23 protein-coding genes are annotated in these 24,316 nt (G+C 50.3%); 13 read left to right on the top strand and 10 right to left on the bottom strand.

Going from position 1 to position 24,316, the window contains the following annotated elements; translation table 11 throughout:
- Positions 1–65: 65 nt before the first annotated feature.
- The 5 genes from argJ to DBY95_RS08775 form a co-directional block, all read right to left on the bottom strand.
- Complete coding sequence (gene argJ, locus DBY95_RS08795) at positions 66–1,286, bottom strand: bifunctional glutamate N-acetyltransferase/amino-acid acetyltransferase ArgJ (protein ID WP_107724074.1); 1,221 nt, start codon at positions 1,284–1,286, stop codon at positions 66–68.
- Between the two features lie 42 nt (positions 1,287–1,328).
- A complete protein-coding gene (locus DBY95_RS08790; RefSeq protein ID WP_371459879.1) occupies positions 1,329–2,027 on the bottom strand; it encodes an LrgB family protein in 699 nt (232 codons plus the stop codon).
- On the bottom strand, positions 2,027–2,371 hold the full coding sequence (locus DBY95_RS08785) for a CidA/LrgA family protein (protein WP_107724073.1): 345 nt from the start codon (positions 2,369–2,371) through the stop codon (positions 2,027–2,029). The genes DBY95_RS08790 and DBY95_RS08785 overlap by 1 nt, the downstream gene beginning before the upstream one ends.
- Before the next feature lie 186 nt (positions 2,372–2,557).
- Positions 2,558–3,304: a HesA/MoeB/ThiF family protein gene (locus tag DBY95_RS08780; RefSeq protein WP_199903881.1), complete on the bottom strand. Its 747-nt coding sequence runs from the start codon at positions 3,302–3,304 to the stop codon at positions 2,558–2,560.
- A 49-nt stretch (positions 3,305–3,353) separates the two neighbouring features.
- Complete coding sequence (locus DBY95_RS08775) at positions 3,354–3,818, bottom strand: cyclic pyranopterin monophosphate synthase MoaC (RefSeq protein WP_107724071.1); 465 nt, start codon at positions 3,816–3,818, stop codon at positions 3,354–3,356.
- 187 nt (positions 3,819–4,005) lie between these two features.
- On the opposite strand from DBY95_RS08775, the gene ppc reads away from it, so the two are divergent.
- The 5 genes from ppc (at position 4,006) to tyrS (ending at position 11,486) form a co-directional block, all read left to right on the top strand.
- Positions 4,006–6,708, top strand: coding sequence for a phosphoenolpyruvate carboxylase (ppc, locus tag DBY95_RS08770; RefSeq protein WP_107724070.1), 2,703 nt, complete (start codon positions 4,006–4,008; stop codon positions 6,706–6,708).
- Between the two features lie 863 nt (positions 6,709–7,571).
- Positions 7,572–8,663: a redox-regulated ATPase YchF gene (ychF, locus tag DBY95_RS08760; protein WP_107724068.1), complete on the top strand. Its 1,092-nt coding sequence runs from the start codon at positions 7,572–7,574 to the stop codon at positions 8,661–8,663.
- A gap of 102 nt (positions 8,664–8,765) precedes the next feature.
- Complete coding sequence (locus DBY95_RS08755; RefSeq protein ID WP_107724067.1) at positions 8,766–9,218, top strand: Panacea domain-containing protein; 453 nt, start codon at positions 8,766–8,768, stop codon at positions 9,216–9,218.
- 13 nt (positions 9,219–9,231) lie between these two features.
- Positions 9,232–10,176: a hypothetical protein gene (locus DBY95_RS08750; protein WP_107724066.1), complete on the top strand. Its 945-nt coding sequence runs from the start codon at positions 9,232–9,234 to the stop codon at positions 10,174–10,176.
- Positions 10,177–10,190: 14 nt separating this feature from the next.
- A complete protein-coding gene (gene tyrS / locus DBY95_RS08745) occupies positions 10,191–11,486 on the top strand; it encodes a tyrosine--tRNA ligase (protein ID WP_107724065.1) in 1,296 nt (431 codons plus the stop codon).
- 171 nt (positions 11,487–11,657) lie between these two features.
- Here the strand turns inward: tyrS and hslO are convergent, their stop codons facing one another.
- Positions 11,658–12,554: an Hsp33 family molecular chaperone HslO gene (gene hslO, locus DBY95_RS08740; RefSeq protein ID WP_107724064.1), complete on the bottom strand. Its 897-nt coding sequence runs from the start codon at positions 12,552–12,554 to the stop codon at positions 11,658–11,660.
- Between the two features lie 260 nt (positions 12,555–12,814).
- On the opposite strand from hslO, the gene DBY95_RS08735 reads away from it, so the two are divergent.
- Both DBY95_RS08735 and DBY95_RS08730 read left to right on the top strand, forming a co-directional pair.
- Positions 12,815–13,444: a C40 family peptidase gene (locus tag DBY95_RS08735; protein WP_107724063.1), complete on the top strand. Its 630-nt coding sequence runs from the start codon at positions 12,815–12,817 to the stop codon at positions 13,442–13,444.
- A gap of 8 nt (positions 13,445–13,452) precedes the next feature.
- On the top strand, positions 13,453–13,674 hold the full coding sequence (locus DBY95_RS08730) for a hypothetical protein (RefSeq protein WP_004519529.1): 222 nt from the start codon (positions 13,453–13,455) through the stop codon (positions 13,672–13,674).
- 79 nt (positions 13,675–13,753) lie between these two features.
- Here the strand turns inward: DBY95_RS08730 and DBY95_RS08725 are convergent, their stop codons facing one another.
- The 3 genes from DBY95_RS08725 to dxs are packed head-to-tail and all read right to left on the bottom strand — an operon-like array spanning position 13,754 to position 18,126.
- Positions 13,754–15,154, bottom strand: coding sequence for an L-serine ammonia-lyase (locus tag DBY95_RS08725; protein ID WP_107724062.1), 1,401 nt, complete (start codon positions 15,152–15,154; stop codon positions 13,754–13,756).
- A 35-nt stretch (positions 15,155–15,189) separates the two neighbouring features.
- On the bottom strand, positions 15,190–16,200 hold the full coding sequence (locus tag DBY95_RS08720; protein ID WP_107724061.1) for a glycosyltransferase family 2 protein: 1,011 nt from the start codon (positions 16,198–16,200) through the stop codon (positions 15,190–15,192).
- A gap of 36 nt (positions 16,201–16,236) precedes the next feature.
- Entirely contained in the window at positions 16,237–18,126 is a 1,890-nt protein-coding gene (gene dxs, locus DBY95_RS08715) for a 1-deoxy-D-xylulose-5-phosphate synthase (protein WP_107724060.1), read from the bottom strand.
- 133 nt (positions 18,127–18,259) lie between these two features.
- Between dxs and orn the strand changes: the two genes are divergently transcribed.
- The 6 genes from orn (at position 18,260) to DBY95_RS08685 (ending at position 23,071) form a co-directional block, all read left to right on the top strand.
- Complete coding sequence (orn, locus tag DBY95_RS08710; RefSeq protein WP_107724059.1) at positions 18,260–18,817, top strand: oligoribonuclease; 558 nt, start codon at positions 18,260–18,262, stop codon at positions 18,815–18,817.
- 63 nt (positions 18,818–18,880) lie between these two features.
- The gene (gene queD / locus DBY95_RS08705) at positions 18,881–19,303 is read left to right on the top strand and encodes a 6-carboxytetrahydropterin synthase QueD (protein ID WP_107724058.1); all 423 of its coding nucleotides are present in this window, start codon (positions 18,881–18,883) and stop codon (positions 19,301–19,303) included.
- A 73-nt stretch (positions 19,304–19,376) separates the two neighbouring features.
- Positions 19,377–19,748 (top strand): DUF1304 domain-containing protein, encoded by a 372-nt coding sequence (locus tag DBY95_RS08700; protein ID WP_070713595.1) that lies wholly within the window; start codon positions 19,377–19,379, stop codon positions 19,746–19,748.
- A gap of 108 nt (positions 19,749–19,856) precedes the next feature.
- Positions 19,857–20,492, top strand: coding sequence for a 7-carboxy-7-deazaguanine synthase QueE (locus DBY95_RS08695; RefSeq protein WP_107724057.1), 636 nt, complete (start codon positions 19,857–19,859; stop codon positions 20,490–20,492).
- Positions 20,493–20,824: 332 nt separating this feature from the next.
- Positions 20,825–22,411: an L-lactate permease gene (locus tag DBY95_RS08690; protein WP_049332627.1), complete on the top strand. Its 1,587-nt coding sequence runs from the start codon at positions 20,825–20,827 to the stop codon at positions 22,409–22,411.
- 297 nt (positions 22,412–22,708) lie between these two features.
- Positions 22,709–23,071, top strand: a complete 363-nt coding sequence (locus tag DBY95_RS08685; protein WP_003748906.1) for a DUF7606 domain-containing protein — start codon at positions 22,709–22,711, stop codon at positions 23,069–23,071.
- Between the two features lie 140 nt (positions 23,072–23,211).
- Here the strand turns inward: DBY95_RS08685 and dnaN are convergent, their stop codons facing one another.
- Positions 23,212–24,315 carry a DNA polymerase III subunit beta gene (dnaN, locus tag DBY95_RS08680; RefSeq protein ID WP_107724056.1) on the bottom strand — a complete coding sequence of 368 codons (1,104 nt, stop codon included), beginning with the start codon at positions 24,313–24,315 and terminating at the stop codon, positions 23,212–23,214.
- Position 24,316: the final 1 nt, after the last annotated feature.

Here is a 24,316-nt window from a genome sequence, read left to right as displayed (position 1 = left end):
GTCAATGTGTTCAGACGGCCTTGATACTTTTCTCAAAGGCCGTCTGAAAACAAGGATAAAGGTTTTTAAGAACGGTAATCCGCGTTAATCGACACATACTCGTGCGACAAATCGCAGGTATAGACGGCCGCCGTCGTATCGCCGCGTTGCAAATCGATGCGGACGGTAATTTCCGGACGATTCATCACGGCTTGTCCTGCTTCTTCGGTATAGCTTTCCGCACGGCCGCCGTTTTCAGCCACCAACACGTCATCCAGCCACATTTTCAAAGCATCGACGTCCAAGTCTTCAATACCGGCATAGCCGACGGCTGCCAACAGACGGCCCAAGTTCGGGTCGGAGGCAAAGAAAGCAGTTTTCACCAAAGGCGAATGGGCGACGGCATAAGCCACTTTGCGCGCCTCTTCGCGAGTTTTCGCATTTTGCACTTCAACCGTGATGAACTTGGTTGCGCCCTCGCCATCACGGACAATAGCCTGCGCCAATTCCAAGGCCAGCGAACCGAGCAAGGCTTTGAGCTGCGCATAGCGCGGATCGGCGGTATTGTCGATTTCGCTCTGACCGCAACGGCCTGTCGCCATAATCACGAAGCTGTCATTGGTACTGGTATCGCCGTCCACGGTAATCGTATTGAAACTTTCGTCTGCGATTTCTTGCGTCATCAGCTGCAAAATCGGTTGGGACACTTTGGCATCAGTAGCGATAAACGACAACATAGTCGCCATATTCGGATGAATCATGCCCGAACCTTTGGCGATGCCGGTGGCGCGGACTGTGTGCTTTTCGCCGACCAAGCCTTTGCGTGAAGCAGCTTTCGGTACAGTATCCGTCGTCATGATGGCACGCGCCGCGTCCGACCAAAATGCAGGGCGCACTTGCGGCAAAGCGGCCACGATTTTATCCACAGGCAAGGGTTCCAAAATCACGCCGGTTGAAAACGGCATGATTTGATTGGATTGGCAGCCGACCTGTTCCGCCACCGCCGCACACACTTTAACCGCGTCCAGACGACCTTGCGCGCCGGTACCCGCATTGGCATTGCCCGTATTGATGACTAAGGCACACACGCCGTCTTGGTCAAACAGATGCGACTTGGCGATATGCACCGGCGCGGCGCAGAAACGGTTTTGCGTAAACACCGCGCCCACCGTATGCCCGCCGCCCAACACCATCAGCGTCAAATCGTCGCGGTCTTGTTGCTTGATGCCGGCACGACCTGTAAACAGACGGATGCCGTCGATTTCCAACAATTCGTCTGCACGTTTTTCAGTCAAATTTACAGCCATATCATTTTCTCCTGTTTACACTATTTTCAGACGGCCTAAACGCTATACGCCCAATAAGGGAATCAAGATAGGAACCAATATCGCCGTCAACACGCCGTTGAGCGTCAAGCCCAGGCCGGCATATGCGGCCATACGGCGGCCGTATTCCAAAGACGCCGCAATACCCATCGCATGTGAGGCCGTACCCAAAGACATTCCCACTGAAGAAGGCATATACAACGCCCCTTTCAACACTTTATATCCGGCCATCTGGCCAAAAAGTCCGGCAATAATCACCGTTGCCGCTGTAATCGCCGGAATACCGCCGACCGATGCCGTGATTTCAATCGCAATCGGGTTGGTCACGGATTTGGAAGCCAGCGACAGAATCACTTCGCGCGAAGCGCCCAGCCATTTGGCAAAATACACGCCTGTAACAATACCTGTTACGCTGCCCGCCAACTGAGACAACACCACCGGCAACCACTGGCTGCGGATACGGTCCCAATTTCGATAAAGCGGCACCGCCAGCAACACAACTGCCGGTTTCAACCAAAAATCAATAAAGTGCGAAGCAGAATGGTACAGCTCGTAATCAATGGAAAATACCTTCAAATACCCCATCAACACCAGCGTACTGATCAATACCGGATTACACAGCACATTCCCCGTGCGCGCCCGAATCTGCACCGCCAAAGCATATACGGCCAAAGTCAGGAACAGCATGACCGAGGGCATGCGCAACAGCCCGTCTATGTTCATCACACCCACCTCCTGACCCACTCATGCACTTTACCTGTCACCAACAATACGCAGATCGTACTGCCGATTGTGGCCGTCAAAATCGAAAACCAGTCGTTTGCAATCACATCTAAATAGCTGATGACGGCCACGCAAGGCGGCACCAAAAATAAAGTCAGGTTTGCCATCAAAATATCTGCCAGTTCTCCCACCCAAGACAATTTGACCCAGCCGGCCTGAAGCGCGGCAAACAGCAAACCCATGCCGACAATGCTGCCCGGCAGCTTCAACCCCAAAATCCAAACGGCCGCCTCGCCCAAAGCCAAGCAACCCAATACCACCAATAAGGCACGAATAATATTCATTAAGCCGGTTTCTCCTTATCCTTTTTCAGACGGCCTCAAAAAATTTATTAATCATTGAATCATATCGTGCCACAGGCCGTCTGAAAAGGGAAGAAACGCCTTCCTTCAAGTTTAATAAAAGATAAGTATGATTACTCTAGCGGATTGGCTTAGGCAATATTGAAACCCTTACCCTGCTTTTTGTCTTTAACGGCCGCCGCAAACCGGACAGTCGGGATTGCGTCTCACTCCGTATTGCCGCCATTGTCCGCTCAATGCATTGTAGGTAGAAAGTTTGCCGTGCGACAGCGTACCGATACCGATCAGCACTTTAAGCGCTTCGGCGGCTTGGGTCGTTCCGATAACGCCGACCAATGGCGAAAAAACGCCAAACAATGCACAAGCGCCGTCGCTGGCTTGTTCGCCATCAAACAGGCAGGCATAGCAGGGCGTATCGGGAAGATCGGGACGGTACACGGCGATTTGTCCGTCAAAGCCGACGGCCGCGGCGGAAACCAAAGGCGTGCGCGTGGCAACGGCGGCGCGGTTGACCGCCTGCCGCGTGGGATAATTGTCGGAACAATCGAGGATGATGTCGGCTGCGTTTGCCAATTCGACCAGCCTGGCCTCATCGAGAAATTCGGCAATGGCTGTAATGTGTGTTTGGCTGTTGATCTGTTTCAGACGGCCTTGCATCACCAAAGCCTTGTTTTTACCGATGTCGGCTTCGGTAAATGTGATTTGGCGTTGAAGGTTGGTCTCGTCAATGGTATCGGCATCGGCAATCGTCAGGCGGCCGATGCCGGCGGCGGCAAGATACGGCAAGGTCGCCGCACCCAGCCCGCCGCAACCGACAACGAGCGCATGGGCGGCCAAAAGTTTTTCTTGGCCTTCGATACCGATTTCATCAAGCAGGATATGGCGGCTGAACCGCAAAAGTTGTTGATCGTTCATCATAACAATAAGGCCGTCTGAAACCCAATGTTCAGACGGCCTGAGTGATTTAGAAATTAATATTTTCGTAGGCGTTGTCAAACAGGAAAGGACGGCCTTCGCTGCTGGTCTCGGATTCGAGGCGGATGCCGCTGAGCATCATATTGCGGTCAACGTCTTTCATCATGTCGTAAACGCTCAAGAGTGCCAAATTTAGGCCGGTCAGGGCTTCGGTGGCAATGCTACCGTTGCTGTTCGCTTGGACGGTCAATGTGGCCTTCAGGCAGGCCAGCTCAACGTTAATATCGAAATCAACCTGCACGCCGATGATGCGGCCGGGCAGGTGCAGCGGAATCAGGTTGGCGGTCTGTTTGATGCTCTGAATGGCGGCAACGCGGGCGATGGTCAGGATACTTGCCTTTTCGGTGGCATTCTCTATCAACACCCTTACCGCCTGCTGGCTCATGTTGACGGTGCCGACGGCGACGGCGGTGTGTTGTTCAGGAAAATCGGGCTGGTTGGGAAATTCAATCATGGGTTTCTCGCCTCTGTTTTGATGGGCAATATTTTACGGCATTTTACAGACAGCGACCACGCGGCGGATACGGACGGCTGTTTTCCGGTTTGAAATGTATCGGACGGCAGCATTGGCAGTTTACAAAAATTTGCTATACAATGGATTCACGATACACCCAAATTAACATTTAAATAAGAGAAAAATCATGCAACTGCATATCTTAAATAATCCAAAAGATGCCGCTCTGGCGGCGGATGCGGAATTTTTAAAACAGTCTCTTTTCAATCTGCTGCATGAGGAAGCGTCGCCTTTGGTGGTCGAAACCGTTAAGTTATTATCGACTTCAGACGACAGCGCTGCCTTGATTGAAAAGGTGTTGCCGCAATTAGATGAACAACAAACCCACGATTTAACCCTGGCCTGCGGCCTGTTCGCACAGATTTTGAACATCGCCGAAGACGTACACCACGAACGCCGCCGCCAAATCCACGAAGAGGCCGGACACAACAGTGCCGAAGGCAGCCTGACGGAAACCGTGCGCAAGCTCAAAGCCGGAAAAGTCAACGGCAAAGCGGTGCAACAACAACTGGACAACACGGTCGTTACCGCCGTTTTGACCGCGCACCCGACCGAAGTGCAACGCCAAACCGTCTTGAGCTTCAACCGCCGCATCCGCGCGCTGCTGCCGCAACGCGAACGCTGCACTAATCCTGATGCGCTGGCTCAGTTGCGCCGCGAAATCGACACCGTGCTTTTGGGCTTGTGGCAGACCAGCGAAACGCGCCGCCACAAACTTAGCGTCAACGACGAAATCAACAACGGTGTATCCATCTTCCCAATGAGCTTCTTTGAAGCCCTGCCCAAACTCTACCGCACAATGGAACGTGATTTTCAGACAGCCTATCCCGGCGTCCGCGTTCCGAATATCCTTAAAATCGGCGGCTGGATCGGCGGCGACCGCGACGGCAACCCGTTCGTTTCTGCCGAAACCTTGCGTTTTGCGTTCAGACGGCATGCCGACGCAGTGTTCCGTTTCTATCGCGGCGAACTCGACAAACTTTACCGCGAATTGCCACTCTCCATCCGCCGCGTCAAAGTCAACGACGACGTGATGGCACTGGCCGCCCTCTCGCCTGACGAAGAAATCGCCCGCACCGAAGAACCCTACCGCCGCGCCATCGCCTACATCATGGCACGCGCCATGGGCAAGGCACGCTCACTCGGTTTGGGCATGGGCTGCAAATTCGGCTTCCTCGAGCCTTATGCCACGGTCGAAGAGTTCCTCAACGACCTGAAAAAACTGCAACGCTCGCTCCACGAAAACGGCAGCCAACTGCTGGCAGAAGGCCGTCTGGCCGACATTATCCGCAGCGTGTCCGTGTTCGGCTTCCACATGATGCCGCTCGACCTGCGCCAACACGCAGGCAAACACGCCGATGTGGTTGCCGAGCTTTTCCAACACGCAGGCTTGGAAGACTACAACAGCCTGAACGAAGAGCAAAAACAAACCGCCCTGTTGCGCGAATTGAGCCATCAACGTCCGCTGTACAGCCCATTCATCACATACAGCGACCATACCCGCCACGAATTGGCGATTTTCAACGAAGCGCGCAAAATCAAAGACGAATTCGGCGAAGATGCCGTTACGCAAAGCATTATTTCCAACTGCGAACAACCCAGCGACCTGCTCGCCTTGGCATTGCTGCTGAAAGAAAGCGGCCTGTTGGTGGTAGAAAACGGCAAACCGCACAGCCGCATCAATATCGTGCCTCTGTTTGAAACCATCGAAGCACTCGAAAACGCCTGTCCGGTCATGGAAACCATGTTCCGCCTCGACTGGTATGACGCCCTGCTCGAAAGCCGCGGCAACATCCAAGAAATCATGCTCGGCTACTCCGACTCCAACAAAGACGGCGGCTACGTTACCAGCTCATGGTGTCTGTATCAGGCCGAATTGGGCTTGGTCGAACTCTTCAAAAAATACGATGTCCGCATGCGCCTGTTCCACGGCCGCGGCGGCAGCGTAGGTCGTGGCGGTGGCCCTTCTTACCAAGCTATTTTGGCGCAACCTGCAGGCAGTGTTGCCGGACAAATCCGCATTACCGAGCAAGGCGAAGTCATTACCGCCAAATACGCCGACCCGGGCAATGCCCAACGCAACTTGGAAACCTTGGTTGCCGCGACTTTGGAAGCCAGCATCCTGCCGGACAAAAAAGACCCTGATGCCAAACTGATGCAGGATTTGTCGGACGTATCGTTCAAATACTACCGCGAACTGATTACCCACCCCGACTTCATCGACTACTTCCTGCAAACCAGCCCGATTCAGGAAATCGCCACCCTCAACCTCGGCAGCCGTCCCGCCAGCCGCAAAACCTTGGCGCGGATTCAAGACTTGCGTGCAATTCCGTGGGTATTCTCATGGATGCAAAACCGCCTCATGCTGCCGGCTTGGTACGGTTTCGGCAGCGCAGTGGAAACCTTGTGCGAAGGCAAACCCGAAACACTCGCCGCCCTGCGCGAACACGCCCAAAACAACCCGTTCTTCCAAGCCATGCTCTCCAACATGGAACAAGTAATGGCGAAAACCGACATCACCTTGGCGGAAAACTATGCCGGCTTGAGCGAATCGCCCGATAAAGCAAAAGTCATCTTCGGCATGATTAAGGAAGAATACCAACGCAGCCGCAAAGCACTGCTCGACTTGTTGCAAACCGAAGAGCTCCTGCGCGACAACCGCAGCCTCGCCCGTTCGCTTGCCTTGAGGATTCCATACCTGAACGCCCTCAACGGCCTGCAAGTTGCCATGCTCAAACGCCTGCGCAAAGAGCCCGACAATCCGCACGCCCTGCTGATGGTTCACTTGACGATCAATGGCGTGGCGCAAGGTTTGCGTAATACCGGTTAAGGCAGCACGGAAAAAAGGCCGTCTGAAACAGTTTTCAGACGGCCTTTAAACTAACTGCGAACCGCGGCAAAGGCTTTACCCACAAGCCTCATAATGTTTCTTAACCTGCTTGCCACTCTTACCCTATTCATTTCACTTGCCCTGTATTTCAAACCATTACTGGCAACAGCAGATAATACACTGAAAAATCAAATTATTAACTTAATTATGGCAACCGCTTCAGCATGATGGATGATCGACCTACTGACATACCTTACCACGGCACCACCCCATACGCCGCACAATACGCTTTCAGACAATCCTGAGGCCGTCTGAAAACAAAAACATCTCACACCAAGGCAACTATCATTATGTTTGACATTGTATTTATCTTGTTATTCGGCAGGCTTCAGCCCCACAAAACACCCGATTCATCCGACACACCCGTCCCTTTTGGGCATTCGGCGACAGGCTCGGCTTTAATTTATTTATGCATACGCATAGGGATAATCATCCTTCATGATTCGATTTCCGAAGCCATTGACAGCCTCCCCCTCATTCTGTTTCAAACAATCTGTATGTTCGGCTGTCTGGTTTTGTATTTCAAAATGTTGCGTACCGCATCCGACCCGAAATACCGGCAGATGATTTATTGGGTACTGGGCATTCTTTCAGGTTTGATCTTAAGCCTCCTGTCCGAAAAATTGTTTTATTTAACGGCTTTATTCATTTACTCATTCTTCGGAAGAACAATAAGCTGAATGCCTGCCCTCTTTTTTCAAACGGCCTTTTATCATAAGAACACACCAGCATTGCGGCTGTGTTGAGTACCTCCACAATATGCTATAATCCGCCGTTAAACTTTTATCTTTTCAGGAAAAACCATGAGCTTGAAATGCGGCATCGTCGGTTTGCCCAACGTCGGCAAATCCACCCTCTTTAACGCGCTGACCCAATCGGGTATCGAAGCGGCAAACTATCCTTTCTGTACCATCGAACCCAACGTCGGCATCGTTGAAGTCCCCGATCCGCGTATGGCCGAATTGGCAAAAATCGTTAATCCGCAAAAAATGCAGCCCGCCATCGTCGAATTTGTCGACATCGCCGGTTTGGTTGCAGGCGCGAGCAAAGGTGAAGGCTTGGGCAACCAGTTCCTCGCCAACATCCGCGAGACTGATGCGATTGTTAACGTTGTACGTTGCTTTGACGACGACAACATCGTCCACGTTGCAGGCAAAGTCGATCCGATCGCAGACATCGAAACCATCGGCACCGAGTTGGCACTGGCTGACTTGGCCAGCGTCGAAAAAGCCATCGTCCGCGAAGAAAAACGCGCACGCTCAGGCGATAAAGACGCACAAAAACTGGTCGATCTGTGCAAAAAACTGCTGCCGCATTTGGACGAAGGCAAGCCTGTACGCTCCTTCGGTTTGGACGCAGAAGAACTTGCCATGCTCAAACCGCTGTTCTTGCTGACTGCCAAACCTGCCATGTACGTCGGCAACGTTTCCGAAGACGGTTTTGAAAACAACCCGCACCTCGACCGTCTGAAAGAATTAGCTGCAAAAGAAAACGCACCGGTTGTGGCTGTATGCGCCGCAATGGAAAGCGAAATCGCCGAATTGGAAGACGACGAAAAAGCCGAATTCCTCGCCGAAATGGGCTTGGAAGAACCGGGCTTGAACCGCCTGATTCGTGCCGGCTACGACCTCTTGGGCCTGCAAACCTACTTTACCGCCGGTGTCAAAGAAGTCCGCGCCTGGACCATCCGCAAAGGCGACACCGCCCCGCAAGCCGCCGGCGTCATCCACACTGACTTCGAACGCGGCTTCATCCGCGCCCAAGTCATTTCCTACGACGATTTTGTGTCGCTCGGCGGCGAAGCCAAAGCCAAAGAAGCCGGCAAAATGCGCGTGGAAGGCAAGGAATATGTCGTGCAAGACGGCGATGTGATGCACTTTTTGTTTAACGTGTAAAACTTTATACAAGGGAAAACTCAAAGAAAAGAGCCTATTTCAAAAAGAGGCTCTTTGTTATAAGATAGATTTTCCCCACCTACCAGATCAAAAGGTGAGATTATGCCATCCTCTATTTACACTTTAGCAGATACTATTCTTGATATTCAATCTACTGCACTCTCTAATCTACAACTACAAAAGCTTACTTATTTTTGTTATGGTATTGCATTAGCTAAAGAAATGAAACTACTTAATGTAGAAAACCCCTTTGAAGCATGGCCCTTAGGACCTGTTAATAGAGACTTATATTTTTCTTTACGGCAATTTCAAGATGGTTCCATTCCAAGAGATTATATTCATCACCTTTCTTATGTCTATAATCACAATACCTATACAACCGAAGAACGTGATGTGATTGCAGAAACATTAAAAAAAATAGGACATCTATCTGCTTTCAAATTAGTAGATTTAAGCCATCTACCAGATTCTCCTTGGGATATAACATTTAAAAACGGAGCGGGCAATGGAGATATTATCCCTGATCATTTAATCCGAAATTATTTTAGTAGCTAAAGAGAAGATTTTCATGCAAGAACCTCACTTAGGCAACCTTTTGGATAATCTTGAAAAATTACTTGAACAAGCTAACCAAACACCAAAATCTCAAGATGCCTTAGATGATTCTCAAGAACGCAGAAATAAGCTTTATGAAGATCGAGTAGTTGTTTTTTTGGATATCCTAGGATTCAAAGATTTCATTAGGAAAAGCCAGGATGCTGAAAATCTCGATAACTTAATTTTTGCATTGGAACAGCCTAAAAATCCAAGTGCTAACAAATTTATTAGTACTTGGAAAATTGAGAAAACACCAGATGATTACGACGACAAACTAACTACATTCTCTGATTTTTTTGCGTTTTCTGTCCCATTAAAAGTTGATGAAAATGGCAGGTTGACTGTTGAGGGAGCAGAAAATTTAGCACTTCTCATTTATACTTCATTTTTTCGAGCTAGAGAGTTGCTAACGCATGGTTTTTTGTGTAGAGGGGGAATTTCAGCAGGACTGCTTTATCATGATGACAACAATGAAAATCAAATATTATTTGGTCCTGCATTTAATAGAGCCTATCAACTAGAATCTGAGTTGGCTTCAATTCCTCGGATTATATTAGATAGCAAAGTAAAAAATCTTATTTACGATTATAATAAGTCTCCTGATAATGCTTCTTGTAAATTTTATAAATTATTTGATGCTCATATAAAGCAGGCTATTGATGGTCCTGCTTATATTGATATTTTTGCAGATTTTTATACAAAAACAGAGAGTGCTTATCCTACTTATTTAGATATAGATAAAGATATTATTGCCATTCGTGACCATTTATGTAAAAAGCTTCAAAATTCTACGGATAATCCTCACGTATTTCACAAAATATCCTCAATTAGTAGGTTATTCAATAAAGCGTTAAAAGATTCAGGTAGAGGTCACAATCAATCTCTCCTAGTTCCTAGCGAATACTTACCAGAATAGTTAAAGACGAATAAATGAACGTATTAAAAGACTTACAATCGCGCGACCTTATCGCGCAAACCACCGACATCGAAGCCTTAGATGCTTTGTTGAACGAACAAAAAATCTCCCTCTACTGCGGTTTCGACCCGACCGCCGACAGCCTGCATATCGGCCACTTGCTGCCCGTGTTGGCCTTGCGCCGTTTCCAACAGGCGGGGCATACGCCGATTGCCTTGGTGGGTGGCGCAACCGGCATGATCGGCGACCCCAGCTTCAAAGCAACCGAGCGCAGCTTGAATTCCGCCGAAACCGTTGCCGGCTGGGTAGAAAGCATCCGCAACCAACTGAAACCGTTTTTGAGCTTTGAAGGCGAAAACGCCGCCATTATGGCGAACAACGCCGACTGGTTCGGCAGCATGAACTGCCTCGATTTCCTGCGCGACATCGGCAAGCATTTTTCCGTCAACTCTATGCTGAACAAGGAATCCGTCAAACAGCGTATCGAGCGCGACGATGTGGGCATTTCCTTCACCGAGTTTGCCTATTCCCTGCTGCAAGGCTACGACTTTGCCGAATTGAACAAGCGTCACGGTGCGGTTTTGGAAATCGGCGGCTCCGACCAATGGGGCAACATCACTGCCGGTATCGATTTGACCCGCCGCCTGCACCAAAAACAAGTATTCGGTCTGACCCTGCCTCTGGTAACCAAATCAGACGGTACCAAATTCGGCAAAACCGAAGGCGGCGCAGTATGGTTGAACGCGAAGAAAACTTCTCCGTATCAGTTCTACCAATTCTGGCTGAAAGTCGCCGATGCCGATGTGTACAAATTCCTGAAATACTTTACCTTCCTGTCTATCGAAGAAATCGACGCCATCGAAGCTAAAGATAAAGCCAGCGGCACCAAGCCAGAAGCGCAACGCATTCTCGCCGAAGAAATGACCCGTCTGATTCACGGCGAAGAAGCCCTTGCCGCCGCCCAACGCATTTCTGAAAGCCTGTTTGCCGAAGACCAAAGCCATCTTACTGAAAGCGACTTCGAGCAGCTGGCACTCGACGGCCTGCCGACTTTTGAAGTTTCCGAGAGCCTCAACGTGGTAGAGACTTTGGTAAAAACCGGTTTGGCGTCTTCCAACAAAGAAGCGCGCGGTTTTGTAAATAGCAAAGCGGTTTTGCTCAACGGCAAACCTGCTGAAGCCAACAATCCGAACCATGCCGCTGAAAAACCTGACGATGCCTACATGCTGACCGACGAACACAAACGTTTCGGCAAATACACCATCGTCCGCCGCGGCAAACGCAACCACGCTTTGTTGGTTTGGAAATAATCTTGAAACATTAAACGCATCGTTTAAAACAATCATGCCGTCTGAAATCAGCCACGCTTTTTTCAGACGGCATTTTCTATTGATGATATTCAGTTTTCCCAAAAAGAAAGGACAGGTATTACACCAGCCCTTCTATAAAGCCAATTTCCTTAAGAAACTTTTATCCCGTACTTACTGCAAACGCTCATTTTCTTGGCGTACGACATTCACCACATCCGCGCCAAACAAAGCGTTGACATCGGTTTCATCAAACACATACTTGCTATGGCAGAAATCGCAATCGATTTGAATACTGCCTTGTTCTGCCACCACGCCGCCGACTTCCTGACCGCCAAGCATCAACAGCATATCGCTGACTTTGCCGCGGGAACAGGTGCAGGCAAATTCAATGGCTTCCGGTTCAAAAACGCGGGGCGGGGTTTCATGGTAAAGGCGGTAAAGGGCATGATGCGCATCCAAACCGGTCAATTCTTGCGGAGTAAGCGTTTGCGCAAGCGTGGTCACATGCTCCCAAGCGGCATCATCCAATTCTTCTTCCGGCAGACGTTGCAACAATAATGCGCCTGCAGCTTGGTCATCGGCGGCAAGCGTAATATAGGTATCGAGCTGCTCGGAACGTTTCATATAGTTGACCAGCATTTGCGCAATGCTGTCGCCTTCCAGCGGGACAACACCTTGCCATGGGTCAGCATCTTTAGGCTGATGAGTCAAAACGAACACGCTGTTTTCGCCCAACAGCGCAGTCAGGCTTTCATCATCATGGATTTCAGCAGTTTCGTCCCAACGCGCGGTAGCACGGACAGTATTTTCAGAAGTCGCTTCCACCACCAACATTTTCAGACGGCCCTGACCTTGAACCTGAACAATCAGCGCGCCTTCGTTTTTAAGGTTGGCAGACAATAAAGCACCGGAGGCCAACAATTCGCCCAATGCGCGACGGATGGCGACAGGATAATGTTTTTGGTTGACGATGTGGTGCCAAACCTTTTCAAGGCGGATGTGCATGCCGCGGATAGGCATATCGTCGAAGATAAAGCGTGTACGGATATCGCTGTGATTTTGTGTCATGTCATTCTCTGAAAATAAATCAATGAATGCCGCTTATATGGTTGCAGCGGCGGATAAATCAAGCGAAACCGTGTTTGATGTTTTTCTAGTTTGTTTGGAAACAAGGGTTTAACGCAAAATAACAGCAGTTTTTTTGCCAAAAAGACGGTTTTTTAATACAATCAAGCAGATAACAAGAGAATGATACGGGATAACATCTCAGAAACCGGCAATGTGCCTGCAATCGGCAGGGAATGCCTTCTGAAACGGAAGTTTTTATAATGAATTTTTTACTCCGGCTCGCAGCAGTTTGGACTTCGGTCGCCATGCTCGCGAGCGTCAATTTTTCTTACGCCGATGATTTGGAAAACCTGATTACCACCCGTCAGCGTGTTTTAAACCAATTCAACGACAACGCCAACGTTTACGGCAATACGCGTCAGGCAACCCCTGTCCACCCCGTCAATACACACTCCGCTCCAAGCAACAATACGCGCGCACCCTCAGGCAATGCAGACGAATTGATCGGCAGCGCCATGGGCTTGCTCGGCGTAGCCTACCGCTACGGCGGTACATCAGCCTCTACCGGCTTTGACTGCAGCGGCTTCATGCAACACATCTTTAAACGCGCCATGGGCGTAAATCTGCCGCGCACCTCTGCCGAACAGGCGCAAATGGGCGTTGCCGTGAACCGTTCCGAGTTGCAGCCGGGTGACATGGTCTTTTTCCGCACCATGGGTCGCGGCCGTATTTCCCACGTCGGCCTTTACATCGGCAACAACAATTTCATTCACGCGCCGAGAACGGGCAAACGTATCGAAATTACCAGCCTCGGCCACAAATATTGGAGCGCGAAATACGCCTTTGCCCGCCGCGTGAAGAAAAACGATCCATCCCGTTTCTTGAATTGAGGTACACGATGGCAATGCCGCAAATGCCCAAATGGTATGACGACGACGGTCAGATTGTTTCCTGCACCGAAAAAGTCAAAGTCATGACCGAAAACTTGAACGAACTGTACCAAATAGCGCAGGACGCATTTGAAGACGCGCTGCTGATGGGTTGCTCCGAAAAACAGTTGCGCGAATACTTCCGCGACTTAATGGCCGGACTGGAAAACCCTTATCAAAAAAACGGGTAGTTATTCGATCCATACAAAAAAGGCCGTCTGAAAGTTTTTCAGACGGCCTTTTTTATCGGGCAGATCCCCTACCCTATTGCTAACATTCCACCACGCGCACGGATACCGGTATGGCTTTTTTCTGCAAAGTAATGGCCAAGCCTGCGAGTGAGGTTTCTTTGTAGGTTGCCTTCATATCGCGGCCGGTTTGCAGCATGGTTTGAATCACTTCATCAAGTGAGACTTTTTTGTCTGTACCGTCTTCCAAAAGCGCGAGGGTGGCGAGCTTGAGGGCTTTTTCGGCGGCGATACCGTTGCGCTCGATACAGGGGATTTGCACCAAGCCACCGACAGGATCACAGGTCAGGCCCAAGTGGTGTTCCATGGCCATTTCGGCGGCGTTTTCCACTTGTTTCGGGGTACCACCGATAACTTCGGCGTATGCGCCTGCCGCCATGGAACATGCCACGCCGACTTCGCCTTGGCAGCCAACGTCCGCGCCGGAAATCGATGCGTTGGTTTTATACAAAATGCCGATGGCACCGGCAGTCAGCAGGAAGTCCTCTACACGCGATTGGTTGGCGTGGGGATTAAATTTGCGGAAATAGTGTAAGACGGCAGGAATAATGCCTGCCGCTCCGTTGGTGGGTGCAGTTACGACGCGGCCGCCAGCGGCGTTTTCTTCATTGACCGCCATGGCGTACACCATCGGCCAAAGTTGGGTATTGACGATTTCGCTCTCGCGTAGGACTTTAAGTTTGGCTGCCAACTGCGGCGCGCGGCGGCGGACGTTCAAGCCGCCAGGCAGCTGCCCTTCCGCGCCCAAGCCGCGCTTGATGCAGTTTTCCATCACATCGGCTACGGCAGCCACACGGCGGCGCACTTCCACTTCATCGCAACCTGCCAACGCTGCTTCATTGGCCAACACGACTTCGGAAATATTCAACTGGTTCAGACGGCATTGTGCCAGCAACTCGTCGCAGTTTTTGTAAGGATAGGGCACGTCCGAATTTTCATGCGCCTCTTGTGCAAACCCTTCGTCTGTTACGATAAAACCGCCGCCAACCGAATAATAGATCTGTTCTTTCAGCTTCAGGCCGTCTGAATTATAGGCGATAAAGTTCAAACCATTCGGATGTTTGGGCAACACTTTGTCGCCGCGGATATCCAAATCTTTTTCAGGATTGAAGGCTATTTCACGGCCGTTGAGTTTTAAAACGTGTTGCGTGCGGATACGTTCCAAGCGTTGGGGGATGTCCGCAAGCGGGATATCATGCGGCAGGCTGCCTTCCAAACCGAGCAATAATGCGTCGAATGTGCCGTGTCCGATTCCGGTCAAGGCAAGCGAGCCGTACACTTCAATGACAATGCGTGCCACTTGTGTATCCAAGTTTTCGGCATGCAGCAAATCAGCAAAGGCGGCCGCAGCCTTCATCGGGCCGACGGTGTGCGAGCTGGACGGGCCGATGCCGATTTTGAAAATATCAAAGATGCTGATCATAATTTTCCTATTATTGTGTGTGCGGGCTGTGTTTTTCAGACGGCGTTAAGGCCTAAAGAGGAATCTTGTGCGCCGCTTGCCAATGCAAGTACCAGATGTCCGACAGTCATCAAAGGATCGCCTGCTTCCGGCGAGGTGTATTTCAGCATCAGCGGTTTTTTACGCAAGGGTTCGTAACGGCTGACTTTACAATGCGGGTCTTCCAAACTTGTAGAACCGGCGCGGTATCTGTATGCCAACAGCCGTAAATCGTTCAAGTCCATCTTCATGCCGTTGTCCAGCAATTCGCGCAACTGGTTTTCCCAGGCAATATCATTGCTTCCGTCTTTAATGGCAATCAAGATGGACTTTTCGAGGATTTTTTTGATGTGCTGGTTCAAGGAGCGGATTGGGAAATGCCCCAGCCACAACAAATCGGTCTCTGCAAATTGTGCGGAAAACTGCTCGATAAACCAAGAATGTAAGCCTCGATAATCCGGCGAATGAAACAGGGTTGATTTAACCTTGTTGCCATCTTTATCCAGCATATAATGGCAGCCGATAATCACGCTGCAAGATTCGGCAGCCCATCTGGGAATAATGACTTTGGGGGTAAAGAGCGTTTCGAGGCGTTGCTCGGTAAATTGTGTGGTGAAATCGGGGTTGTATTGCAACGATGTCGGCAAATAGCCGCGCCAAAGGTACATGCCGATCCTGTTTTCTCCGATGACATCCAAGAGTTGTTCCAGCATGGTACGGCTAAGACATGAAATAAATTCGTCCGCATCCAGAGGAAATACGAAATCTATCGCTTCATCTTTTGCTACAAGCTGCTTCATAAGCAGGTTTACCAATTGATCTTGATTGAACTTGAGCGCTTGATATTGATAGATAAATACAGGTAAACCTTCTTCTTTCAATTGAATCAGGATTTCCCTTGTTCCATCGCTGCTGCCGTGATCGATGATGTGCATTTCATCCATCAGCTCGAGATTATGACGGACAAACGATTCGATCACGTCGTTTTCGTTGCGCACCATGCTGATGCTGATTAATTTTTTTCCCATAAATTATGCAATGTATTGATAGGTTTTAATCATTTTTCAGACGGCCTTGATCCAGCCGGCAATGCGTTTTTCAATCGCTTCGGCACTCAAACCCAAGTCGTCCAACAGTTTTTTCGGGTCGCCGTGTTCGGTAACTTTGTCTTCTACACCCAACAGCAACACCGGTTTGCAAATGCCGTGTTTCGCCAACACTTCCAACACCGCGCTGCCTGCGCCGCCTTGTTCGGCATTTTCTTCAGCGGTAACGATGTAGTCATGGCTTCGGGCAAGACGGACGATCAGTTCTTCATCTATCGGTTTGACAAAGCGCATATCGGCAACGGTCGCATTTAGCTTGTCGGCGGCGGTCAATGATGGAGCAACCATGCTGCCAAAGGCGATAACGGCAATTTTCTCGCCTTCGCGACGGATGATGCCTTTACCGATTTCAACGGTTTCCAGGCCGTCTGAAACGGTTGCGCCCGTGCCTGTACCGCGCGGATAACGGACTGCGGACGGAGAGTTTGCCTGATAGCAGGTTGAGAGCAGCAGGCGGCATTCGTTTTCGTCGCTCGGTGCGGCAATAATCATGTTCGGCACGCAACGCAAAAAGCTCAAATCGTACAAACCGGCATGGGTCGGGCCGTCTGCACCGACAATACCGGCGCGGTCGATAGCGAACAAAACAGGCAGGTTTTGCAAGGCAACGTCGTGTACCAACTGGTCGTAAGCGCGTTGCAGGAAAGTGGAGTAAATCGCCACGACAGGCTTAATGCCTTCGCATGCCAAACCACCGGCAAAGGTAACGGCGTGTTGCTCGGCAATGCCGACGTCGAAATAGCGGTCGGGGAATTGCTGTTCAAACTCAACCAAGCCGCTGCCCTCGCGCATGGCAGGCGTGATGGCAACCAAACGCTCGTCAGCCGCTGCTTGGTCGCACAGCCATTGGCCGAACACTTGCGTATAAGTCGGTTTGGCCGCGGCAGGTTTGACTTCCGGCGCAGGCACTTCGCTCGGCAGCTTGGCGACAGCGTGGTATTTGACAGGATCGTTTTCGGCGAATTTGTAGCCGTTGCCTTTTTTGGTGATGACGTGCAACAACTGAGGGCCTTTGCGGCCGCGCAAGTCTTTTAATACGTCCACCAGATTTTCAACGTTGTGGCCGTCCACAGGGCCGGTGTAACGGAAACCAAAGTTTTCAAACAAAGACAGCGACTGTTTGGCGTGTTCCGCTTCGCCTGCCAAGGTTTTGATTTTATTTTCGACTTTTTGGGCAAGCTCCATCGCGCCGGGCAATTTGTCCAATACTTTGCTCGATTGGGCTTTGATGGTGCTCAACAGGCCATGCATATCGCGCACGACGTTGCTGGCGAGGTATTTCGGCAGCGCGCCGACATTGGGGGAAATCGACATTTCGTTGTCGTTGAGGATGACCAGCAAATCGACATCCATATCGCCTGCGCAGTTCAGGGCTTCAAATGCCTGACCTGCCGTCATGGCTCCGTCGCCAATGATGGCGACGCTGCGGCGGTTGTTGCCCAACTGTTTGTCCGCAACGGCCATACCCAAGGCCGCGCCGATGGATGTGGAAGAGTGCCCCACGCCGAACGCGTCGTATTCCGACTCGCTGCGTTTTGGGAAACCCGCCAAACCGCCGTATTGGCGCATGGTGTGCATTTGATTTTTGCGGCCGGTGAGGATTTTGTGCGGATAGCTTTGATGGCCGACATCCCAGACCAAATGGTCTTCGGGCGTATCGTACACATAATGCAGTGCCACCGTCAGCTCGACCGCGCCCAAGTTACTGGCGAAATGGCCGCCCGTCTTACCGACGGAATCCAACAGAAATTCGCGCAATTCGGCGGCGACTTGCGGCAGCTGTTTTTTCTCCAGACGGCGCAAATCCTGAGGCGTATCGATAATATCGAGCAAAGGGCTTGGGTTCATGATTTTTGGCGGTGATTTTTTGTGTAACGGACGATTATATCAAGAGATTGCACAACTTGTTACAAATGCTTTCAGACGGCCCGAACCTTTATCCTTTATAATACTGCCAACTGAAAACACAAGGCCGTCTGAAATGACCCAAAACGCAAACAATCTCTGCTGGCTCGATATGGAAATGACCGGCCTCAACCCGGAACACGACCGCATTATCGAAGTCGCCATGATCATTACCGACTCCGATTTGAACGTACTGGCGCAATCGAACGTTTACGTCATCCATCAAAGCGACGAGTTGCTCGACGGCATGGACGAGTGGAACACCTCCACCCACGGCCGCACCGGCCTGACCCAACGCGTGCGCGAATCCAAACTGACCGAAGCCGAAGTCGAGCAAAACCTGTTGGACTTCATGTCCACATGGATACCCGAGAAATCCACGCCCATGTGCGGCAATTCTATCCATCAAGACCGCCGCTTCATGGTCAAATACATGCCGCGTTTGGAAGCCTATTTCCACTACCGCAACTTAGACGTATCCACGCTGAAAGAATTGGCTAAACGCTGGAATCCGGCCGTCGCCAAAAGCGTGGTCAAACGCGGTTCGCACAAGGCATTGGACGACATCCTCGAAAGCATCGAAGAAATGCGCCATTATCGCGAGCATTTCCTCAAACTCCCTTCCGAACAATAATCTTAAGGCCGTCTGAAATAGGCTTTACACCGTTCAGACGGCCTGATCGGCTTCCTTCATCTCATGAAAATCACCAAAATCTTTACCTTCGATTCCTCGCACATGCTCGACGGGCATGACGGCAAATGCCAAAACCTGCACGGCCACACCTACAAACTCGAAATCACCGTCTCCGCGCCCGTTATCCAAGGCGGCGCAAAAGACGGCATGGTGATGGACTTTACCGACCTGAAAGCCATCGTCAAACAACACATTACCGACCCGTTCGACCATGCCTTCATCTATCACGGCAACAACGAACGCGAAAGCCAAATCGCCGCGCTTTTGGAAGGCTGGAACATGAAAACCCTGCGCCTGCCCTGCCGCACCACCGCCGAAAACATGAGTGTAGAAATGTATGGCCGTCTGAAAAACGCCGGTGTCAAAGTGTGCAGCGTGAAACTATGGGAAACGCCGACTTCGTGTGCAGAATATAAAGGGGAATAAACCGGCATTTTGTATTTTTCAGACAGCCTGTTCCCATAAATACCTCATACGCTAAACATCAAAAGGAATCTTCATGAAAATCATCTCCACCCTCCTCGTCCTCTTCGTCGCTGTCGAACATTTCTACATCGCCTGGCTCGAAATGACGCAAATCCCAAGCGAAAAAGCGTCAGAGCTGTTCAATATGCCTTACGAATTTATGGAACAAAAACGCGTACAAACCCTGTTTTCCAACCAAGGCCTGTACAACGGCTTCCTCGCCATCGGTTTGGTATGGGCACGCTTTGCCGCGCCCGATAACGCGGTTTACGGCGCGACCATCCTGTTCCTCGGATTCGTCCTCATCGCCGCCGCATGGGGCGCGTTTTCATCCGGCAACAAAGGCATTTTGCTCAAACAAGGCTTGCCGGCATTTTTGGCCGCCGCAGCCGTCATTGCCGCTTAAGCACACACCAGCCATTCTTTCCTATTGAACTGACAGAAAGAATGGCTGCCTCAACCGATTTCTCAAAACGCTTCACCACAACGATTCAATCCCACACACCCGACATTCATGACCATTCACATCACGCCGAACAATCCCCAATACCGCATTGTCGAAATCTTTGAAAGCCTGCAAGGCGAAGGCTGGAATACAGGCATGCCCGCCGTTTTCATCCGTTTGGGCAAATGCAATCTCGCGTGCAGCTGGTGCGATACCGACTACCTTAAATTCGGCATGATGAGCCTGTCCGATATTTTAGGCCGTCTGAAAACCTACACGGCGCGCAACATCATCATTACCGGCGGCGAACCCACCATCCAACCGCATTTGGATACCCTGCTCAATGCACTCAAAGCCGAAGGCTATTTCCTGTGTATCGAAACCAACGGCCTCAACCCTGCGCTACCGCAAATTGACTACGTTGCCACCAGCCCTAAAGCCTGTTACGCCGCCAAATACGAAAAAAGCTGCATCGAGAAAGCAGACGAAGTGCGTATTGTTACCGACGGCGATGTCGTTGCGTTTTGCCAAGAGATGGAACGCAAAATCCGCGCCCGACATTACTACCTTTCCCCCTGCGAACAAGACGGCGCAATGAATATCTACGACACCATCCGCCAAATCGGCGTGTTAAACAGCCGACCAGACGCCCCCGTCCATTGGCAACTGAGCGTACAAACACATAAATGGGCAGGAATAGAATAATTCGTTTGAAATCAATTAAAAACAAAACCTTTACAAAATATTGAATGTAAATACCATTCGATATTCGACCAAATGCACTACTGGCAATGCTCTCAGGCCGTCTGAAACCCTATTTCAGACGGCTTTTTTTGTTACAAACCTCTTGACCGATTACATAAGATTACGTAAAGTGTGCAACAGTTTTCATAAATTGGTAAAACCAATTTACCTGATAACTGATTGCATCTAAAAAGGTGGCAATCCTTATTCGAAAAACATCTATTACTCAACACATCGCATCAAACCGCCATCGCATTGACGGTTATGGTGCTTGTTGCCCCGAGGATATTCCTATGGCTCTCTTTCTCAGCATTTTCCCCATCATCCTGCTGATTTGGCTGATGGTTAAGAAAAACAGTATGCCGTCTTACATTGCGCTGCCGATTACCGCCGCGCTGATTTACGTCATCAAACTGTTTTATTTCGGCGACAACGCCATGTTGCTCAACGCAACAGCCGCGTCCGGCCTCGTCTCTACCCTGACCCCGATTACCGTGATTTTCGGTGCCATTATGTTTAACCGCATGATGGAAACCACCGGCTGTATCGACGTCATCCGCAAATGGCTGGCTACCATCAGCCCGAATCCGATTGCCCAGTTGATGATCATCGGCTGGTCTTTCGCTTTTATGATTGAAGGCGCATCCGGTTTCGGTACGCCTGCCGCCATTGCCGCGCCGATCCTGATGAGCTTGGGCTTCAACCCATTAAAAGTAGCCATCTTCGCTTTGGTGATGAACTCCGTACCTGTTTCCTTCGGTGCAGTAGGTACTCCGACTTGGTTCGGCTTTGCGCCTTTGGGCTTGGATCAAAAGAGCATTATGGAAATCGGTATGCAAACCGGCGTAATGCACTTCTTTGCTGGTTTCATCATCCCCGTCATCGGCTTGAGCTTCATCGTACCTTGGGCTGAAATCCGCAAAAACTTGGGCTTCATCGGTATCGCCGTATTCTCCTGTACCCTTCCTTACGTTGCATTGGCTATGGTCAATGAAGAATTCCCATCTCTGGTTGCCGGCGCAATCGGCCTGATGGTGTCCGTATTCGCGGCAAACCGCGGCTGGGGCTTGAGCAAAGATTACGCCAAAGACCCGAATGCAGAAAAAGTACCTTTCGCACAAGTTGCCAAAGCACTGGCTCCTTTGGGTATGCTGATCGGCATGCTGGTGGTAACCCGTATCAAACAGTTGGGCATCAAAGGCCTGCTGACCAGTAAAGAAGAATGGTTCAGCTTCCAACTGCCGTTTGACTTATCCAAAATTACCGTCAGCGACTCCCTGACCATTACCTTCGGCAACATCTTCGGCCAAGGCGTAAACGCTTCCTACCAAACTCTCTACGTTCCGGCATGGATTCCGTTTGTCTTCACCGTTTGGATCTGCATCCTGCTGTACAAAACCAAATTCAAAGATGCGTGGTCTTTCTACGCTGCAACCTTCAACCAAACCAAAAAACCTCTGCTTGCCCTGATGGGTGCGCTGATTATGGTTCAGCTGATGATGGTTGGCGGCGATGACTCCATGGTGAAAATCATCGGTAAAGAGTTTGCCGCGATGGCAGGCGAACACTGGGTGTACTTCTCCCCTTACCTTGGCGCAATCGGTGCATTCTTCTCAGGCTCCAACACTGTATCCAACCTGACCTTTGGCCCGATTCAACAACAAATCGCGCTTGATACCGGCCTGTCCGTTACCCTCATCCTCGCCCTGCAATCCGTCGGCGGCGCAATGGGTAACATGGTCTGCATCAACAACATCATCGCGGTGTGCAGCGTGTTGAACGTGAACAACGCCGAAGGTGCCATCATCAAGAAAACTGTCATCCCTATGACCATCTACGGCATCATCGCCGTGACTGTGGCTGCAATTTTCTTCTTGTAAACCGCTTCATATCAAAGGCCGTCTGAACATTCAGACGGCCTTTTTTGTATTCTTTCGCTATATTTCTTAAAGAATCATTAATGTATATATTCCGCAACAACCCACATAACTACTTTGCAACACCAAATTACAAACAACTTTCTATTAATAAACAATCGGGTAATCATAAGTAAACACTGTTTTGCAATTTACCTAATTGCCACTACCGACAAAACGCCTAAAATACGCTTCATCTGCAAACGGAAACCCTTTCTCACTTTGCAAGATAACACACAACCCTCATATGGAGCTTAGATCATGAAATTACTTTCTGTTATCACTGCAGCCGCATTGGCTACTGTTTCCTTCTCTGCTGCCGCTGCACCTGCCGGCTTCGTTTCTTACCGTTGTGACGGTGGCAAATCACTGAACGTGATGTACGGCTTTGACCGCAGCGGCCGTGCAGTTACTGCTGACGTAAACGCCGGTGGCAAAAAAGCCTCTTTGGTTGTCGACAAAAAACGTTCTGACAGCACTGGCACTACTTTCACCAACCGTCGCGGCTATGTAATGTCTGCCGGTTTCATCGACAAAAACACCCACACTACTTCTGAAGTGGTTGGCGTGAACGCCCCTAACGGCTCATTCCTGGTGAAAAACTGCGAACCACGTCCACGTTAATCCCAGTTTTCCTATTTAACCGAATCATCCCGGTTTGATAGAAAGGCCGTCTGAAAAACAATTTTCAGACGGCCTTTTGATTCAAGCCTATAAAAAAGAGCGTATACCGTACACGCTCTTTTTGTTTATTCACACACCAATTAAATACGCATCGGCATCACGATGTATTTGAAGTTAGGATTGTTCGGCACGGTAAACAGCGTTGAACGGTTGGCATCGCCGAAAGCAAGCTGCATATCGTCGGAGTGGATGTTACGCAACACATCCATCAGGTAGCCGATGTTGAAACCGACTTCGAGTTCTCCGCCTTGGTAAGCGATTTCCAGCTCCTCGCGCGCTTCTTCCTGCTCGTTGTTGCTACATACGACACTCAGCAAACCAGGCTGCAGGAACAGTCGTGCGCCGCGGAATTTTTCATTGGCAAGAATGGCAGCACGCTCGAGCGCACCCAAAAACTGGGTACGGGACACGAGGAAAATCTTGTCGTTATCCAAAGGAATCACGCGGTTAAAGTCAGGGAACTTGCCATCGATGACTTTGCTGACAATGGTCGTACCATTACATTGGAAGCGTACTTGATTGTCCAAAAGCTCAACGGTGATGGACTCGGACGGATTGTTCAATAGCTTGAAGAGTTCCAATACCGTTTTGCGCGGCAGGATTACTTCCGTTTTCGGCAGTTCTGCTTCAATTTGGCTGGCCGCATAAGCAAGGCGGTGGCCGTCGGTTGCAACAAGGCGCAGTTGGTTTCCTTCAACCTGCATCAGCAAGCCGTTGAGGTAATAGCGGATATCTTGAACCGCCATGCTGTATTGCACTTGCGAAAGCATGGTTTTGAAGGTTTCTTGAGTCAGCGAGAAAGTCGCGCTGACGTCGCTGCCGACATTCATCAACGGAAAGTCTTCGGCCGGCAGGGTTTGCAAGGCAAAACGGGATTTGCCCGCGCGCAAAGTTAGACGGTTGTCTGCCCAATCTAAGGACACCAACGCACTGTCTGGCAGGGCGCGCAGGATGTCTTGGAATTTTTTAGCATTGGTCGTAATGCGGAAATCGCCTGCCTGACTCTCAGGGCCGGCGGTATTGATTTGGATTTCCAAGTCGGTTGCCAAAAGTTTGGTTTGTCCGTCTTTGCTTTCCAGCAACACATTGGACAGAATTGGCAGAGTATGGCGACGCTCAACGATACCGGTAACGGCTTGCAACGGCTTGAGCAGACTGTCGCAATCGGCTTGTAAAATCAGCATG

This window comes from Neisseria subflava, assembly GCF_003044935.1.
GTDB lineage: Bacteria > Pseudomonadota > Gammaproteobacteria > Burkholderiales > Neisseriaceae > Neisseria > Neisseria subflava_E.
Note: the sequence above shows the minus strand (reverse complement) of the source record. Positions and strands in the feature narration are given on the sequence as shown.

Coding starts and splice junctions, on each gene's coding strand:
- dxs (WP_107724060.1), bottom strand. CDS start 18,126: ATGAACCCAAGCCCTTTGCTCGATATTATCGATACGCCTCAGGATTTG.
- argJ (WP_107724074.1), bottom strand. CDS start 1,286: ATGGCTGTAAATTTGACTGAAAAACGTGCAGACGAATTGTTGGAAATC.
- DBY95_RS08700 (WP_070713595.1), top strand. CDS start 19,377: ATGAAAATCATCTCCACCCTCCTCGTCCTCTTCGTCGCTGTCGAACAT.
- DBY95_RS08750 (WP_107724066.1), top strand. CDS start 9,232: ATGCAAGAACCTCACTTAGGCAACCTTTTGGATAATCTTGAAAAATTA.
- ppc (WP_107724070.1), top strand. CDS start 4,006: ATGCAACTGCATATCTTAAATAATCCAAAAGATGCCGCTCTGGCGGCG.
- DBY95_RS08730 (WP_004519529.1), top strand. CDS start 13,453: ATGGCAATGCCGCAAATGCCCAAATGGTATGACGACGACGGTCAGATT.
- queD (WP_107724058.1), top strand. CDS start 18,881: ATGAAAATCACCAAAATCTTTACCTTCGATTCCTCGCACATGCTCGAC.
- DBY95_RS08735 (WP_107724063.1), top strand. CDS start 12,815: ATGAATTTTTTACTCCGGCTCGCAGCAGTTTGGACTTCGGTCGCCATG.
- DBY95_RS08695 (WP_107724057.1), top strand. CDS start 19,857: ATGACCATTCACATCACGCCGAACAATCCCCAATACCGCATTGTCGAA.
- DBY95_RS08780 (WP_199903881.1), bottom strand. CDS start 3,304: ATGAACGATCAACAACTTTTGCGGTTCAGCCGCCATATCCTGCTTGAT.
- DBY95_RS08685 (WP_003748906.1), top strand. CDS start 22,709: ATGAAATTACTTTCTGTTATCACTGCAGCCGCATTGGCTACTGTTTCC.
- DBY95_RS08690 (WP_049332627.1), top strand. CDS start 20,825: ATGGCTCTCTTTCTCAGCATTTTCCCCATCATCCTGCTGATTTGGCTG.
- DBY95_RS08785 (WP_107724073.1), bottom strand. CDS start 2,371: ATGAATATTATTCGTGCCTTATTGGTGGTATTGGGTTGCTTGGCTTTG.
- ychF (WP_107724068.1), top strand. CDS start 7,572: ATGAGCTTGAAATGCGGCATCGTCGGTTTGCCCAACGTCGGCAAATCC.
- tyrS (WP_107724065.1), top strand. CDS start 10,191: ATGAACGTATTAAAAGACTTACAATCGCGCGACCTTATCGCGCAAACC.
- DBY95_RS08775 (WP_107724071.1), bottom strand. CDS start 3,818: ATGATTGAATTTCCCAACCAGCCCGATTTTCCTGAACAACACACCGCC.
- DBY95_RS08755 (WP_107724067.1), top strand. CDS start 8,766: ATGCCATCCTCTATTTACACTTTAGCAGATACTATTCTTGATATTCAA.
- orn (WP_107724059.1), top strand. CDS start 18,260: ATGACCCAAAACGCAAACAATCTCTGCTGGCTCGATATGGAAATGACC.
- DBY95_RS08790 (WP_371459879.1), bottom strand. CDS start 2,027: ATGAACATAGACGGGCTGTTGCGCATGCCCTCGGTCATGCTGTTCCTG.
- DBY95_RS08725 (WP_107724062.1), bottom strand. CDS start 15,154: ATGATCAGCATCTTTGATATTTTCAAAATCGGCATCGGCCCGTCCAGC.
- hslO (WP_107724064.1), bottom strand. CDS start 12,554: ATGACACAAAATCACAGCGATATCCGTACACGCTTTATCTTCGACGAT.
- DBY95_RS08720 (WP_107724061.1), bottom strand. CDS start 16,200: ATGGGAAAAAAATTAATCAGCATCAGCATGGTGCGCAACGAAAACGAC.
- dnaN (WP_107724056.1), bottom strand. CDS start 24,315: ATGCTGATTTTACAAGCCGATTGCGACAGTCTGCTCAAGCCGTTGCAA.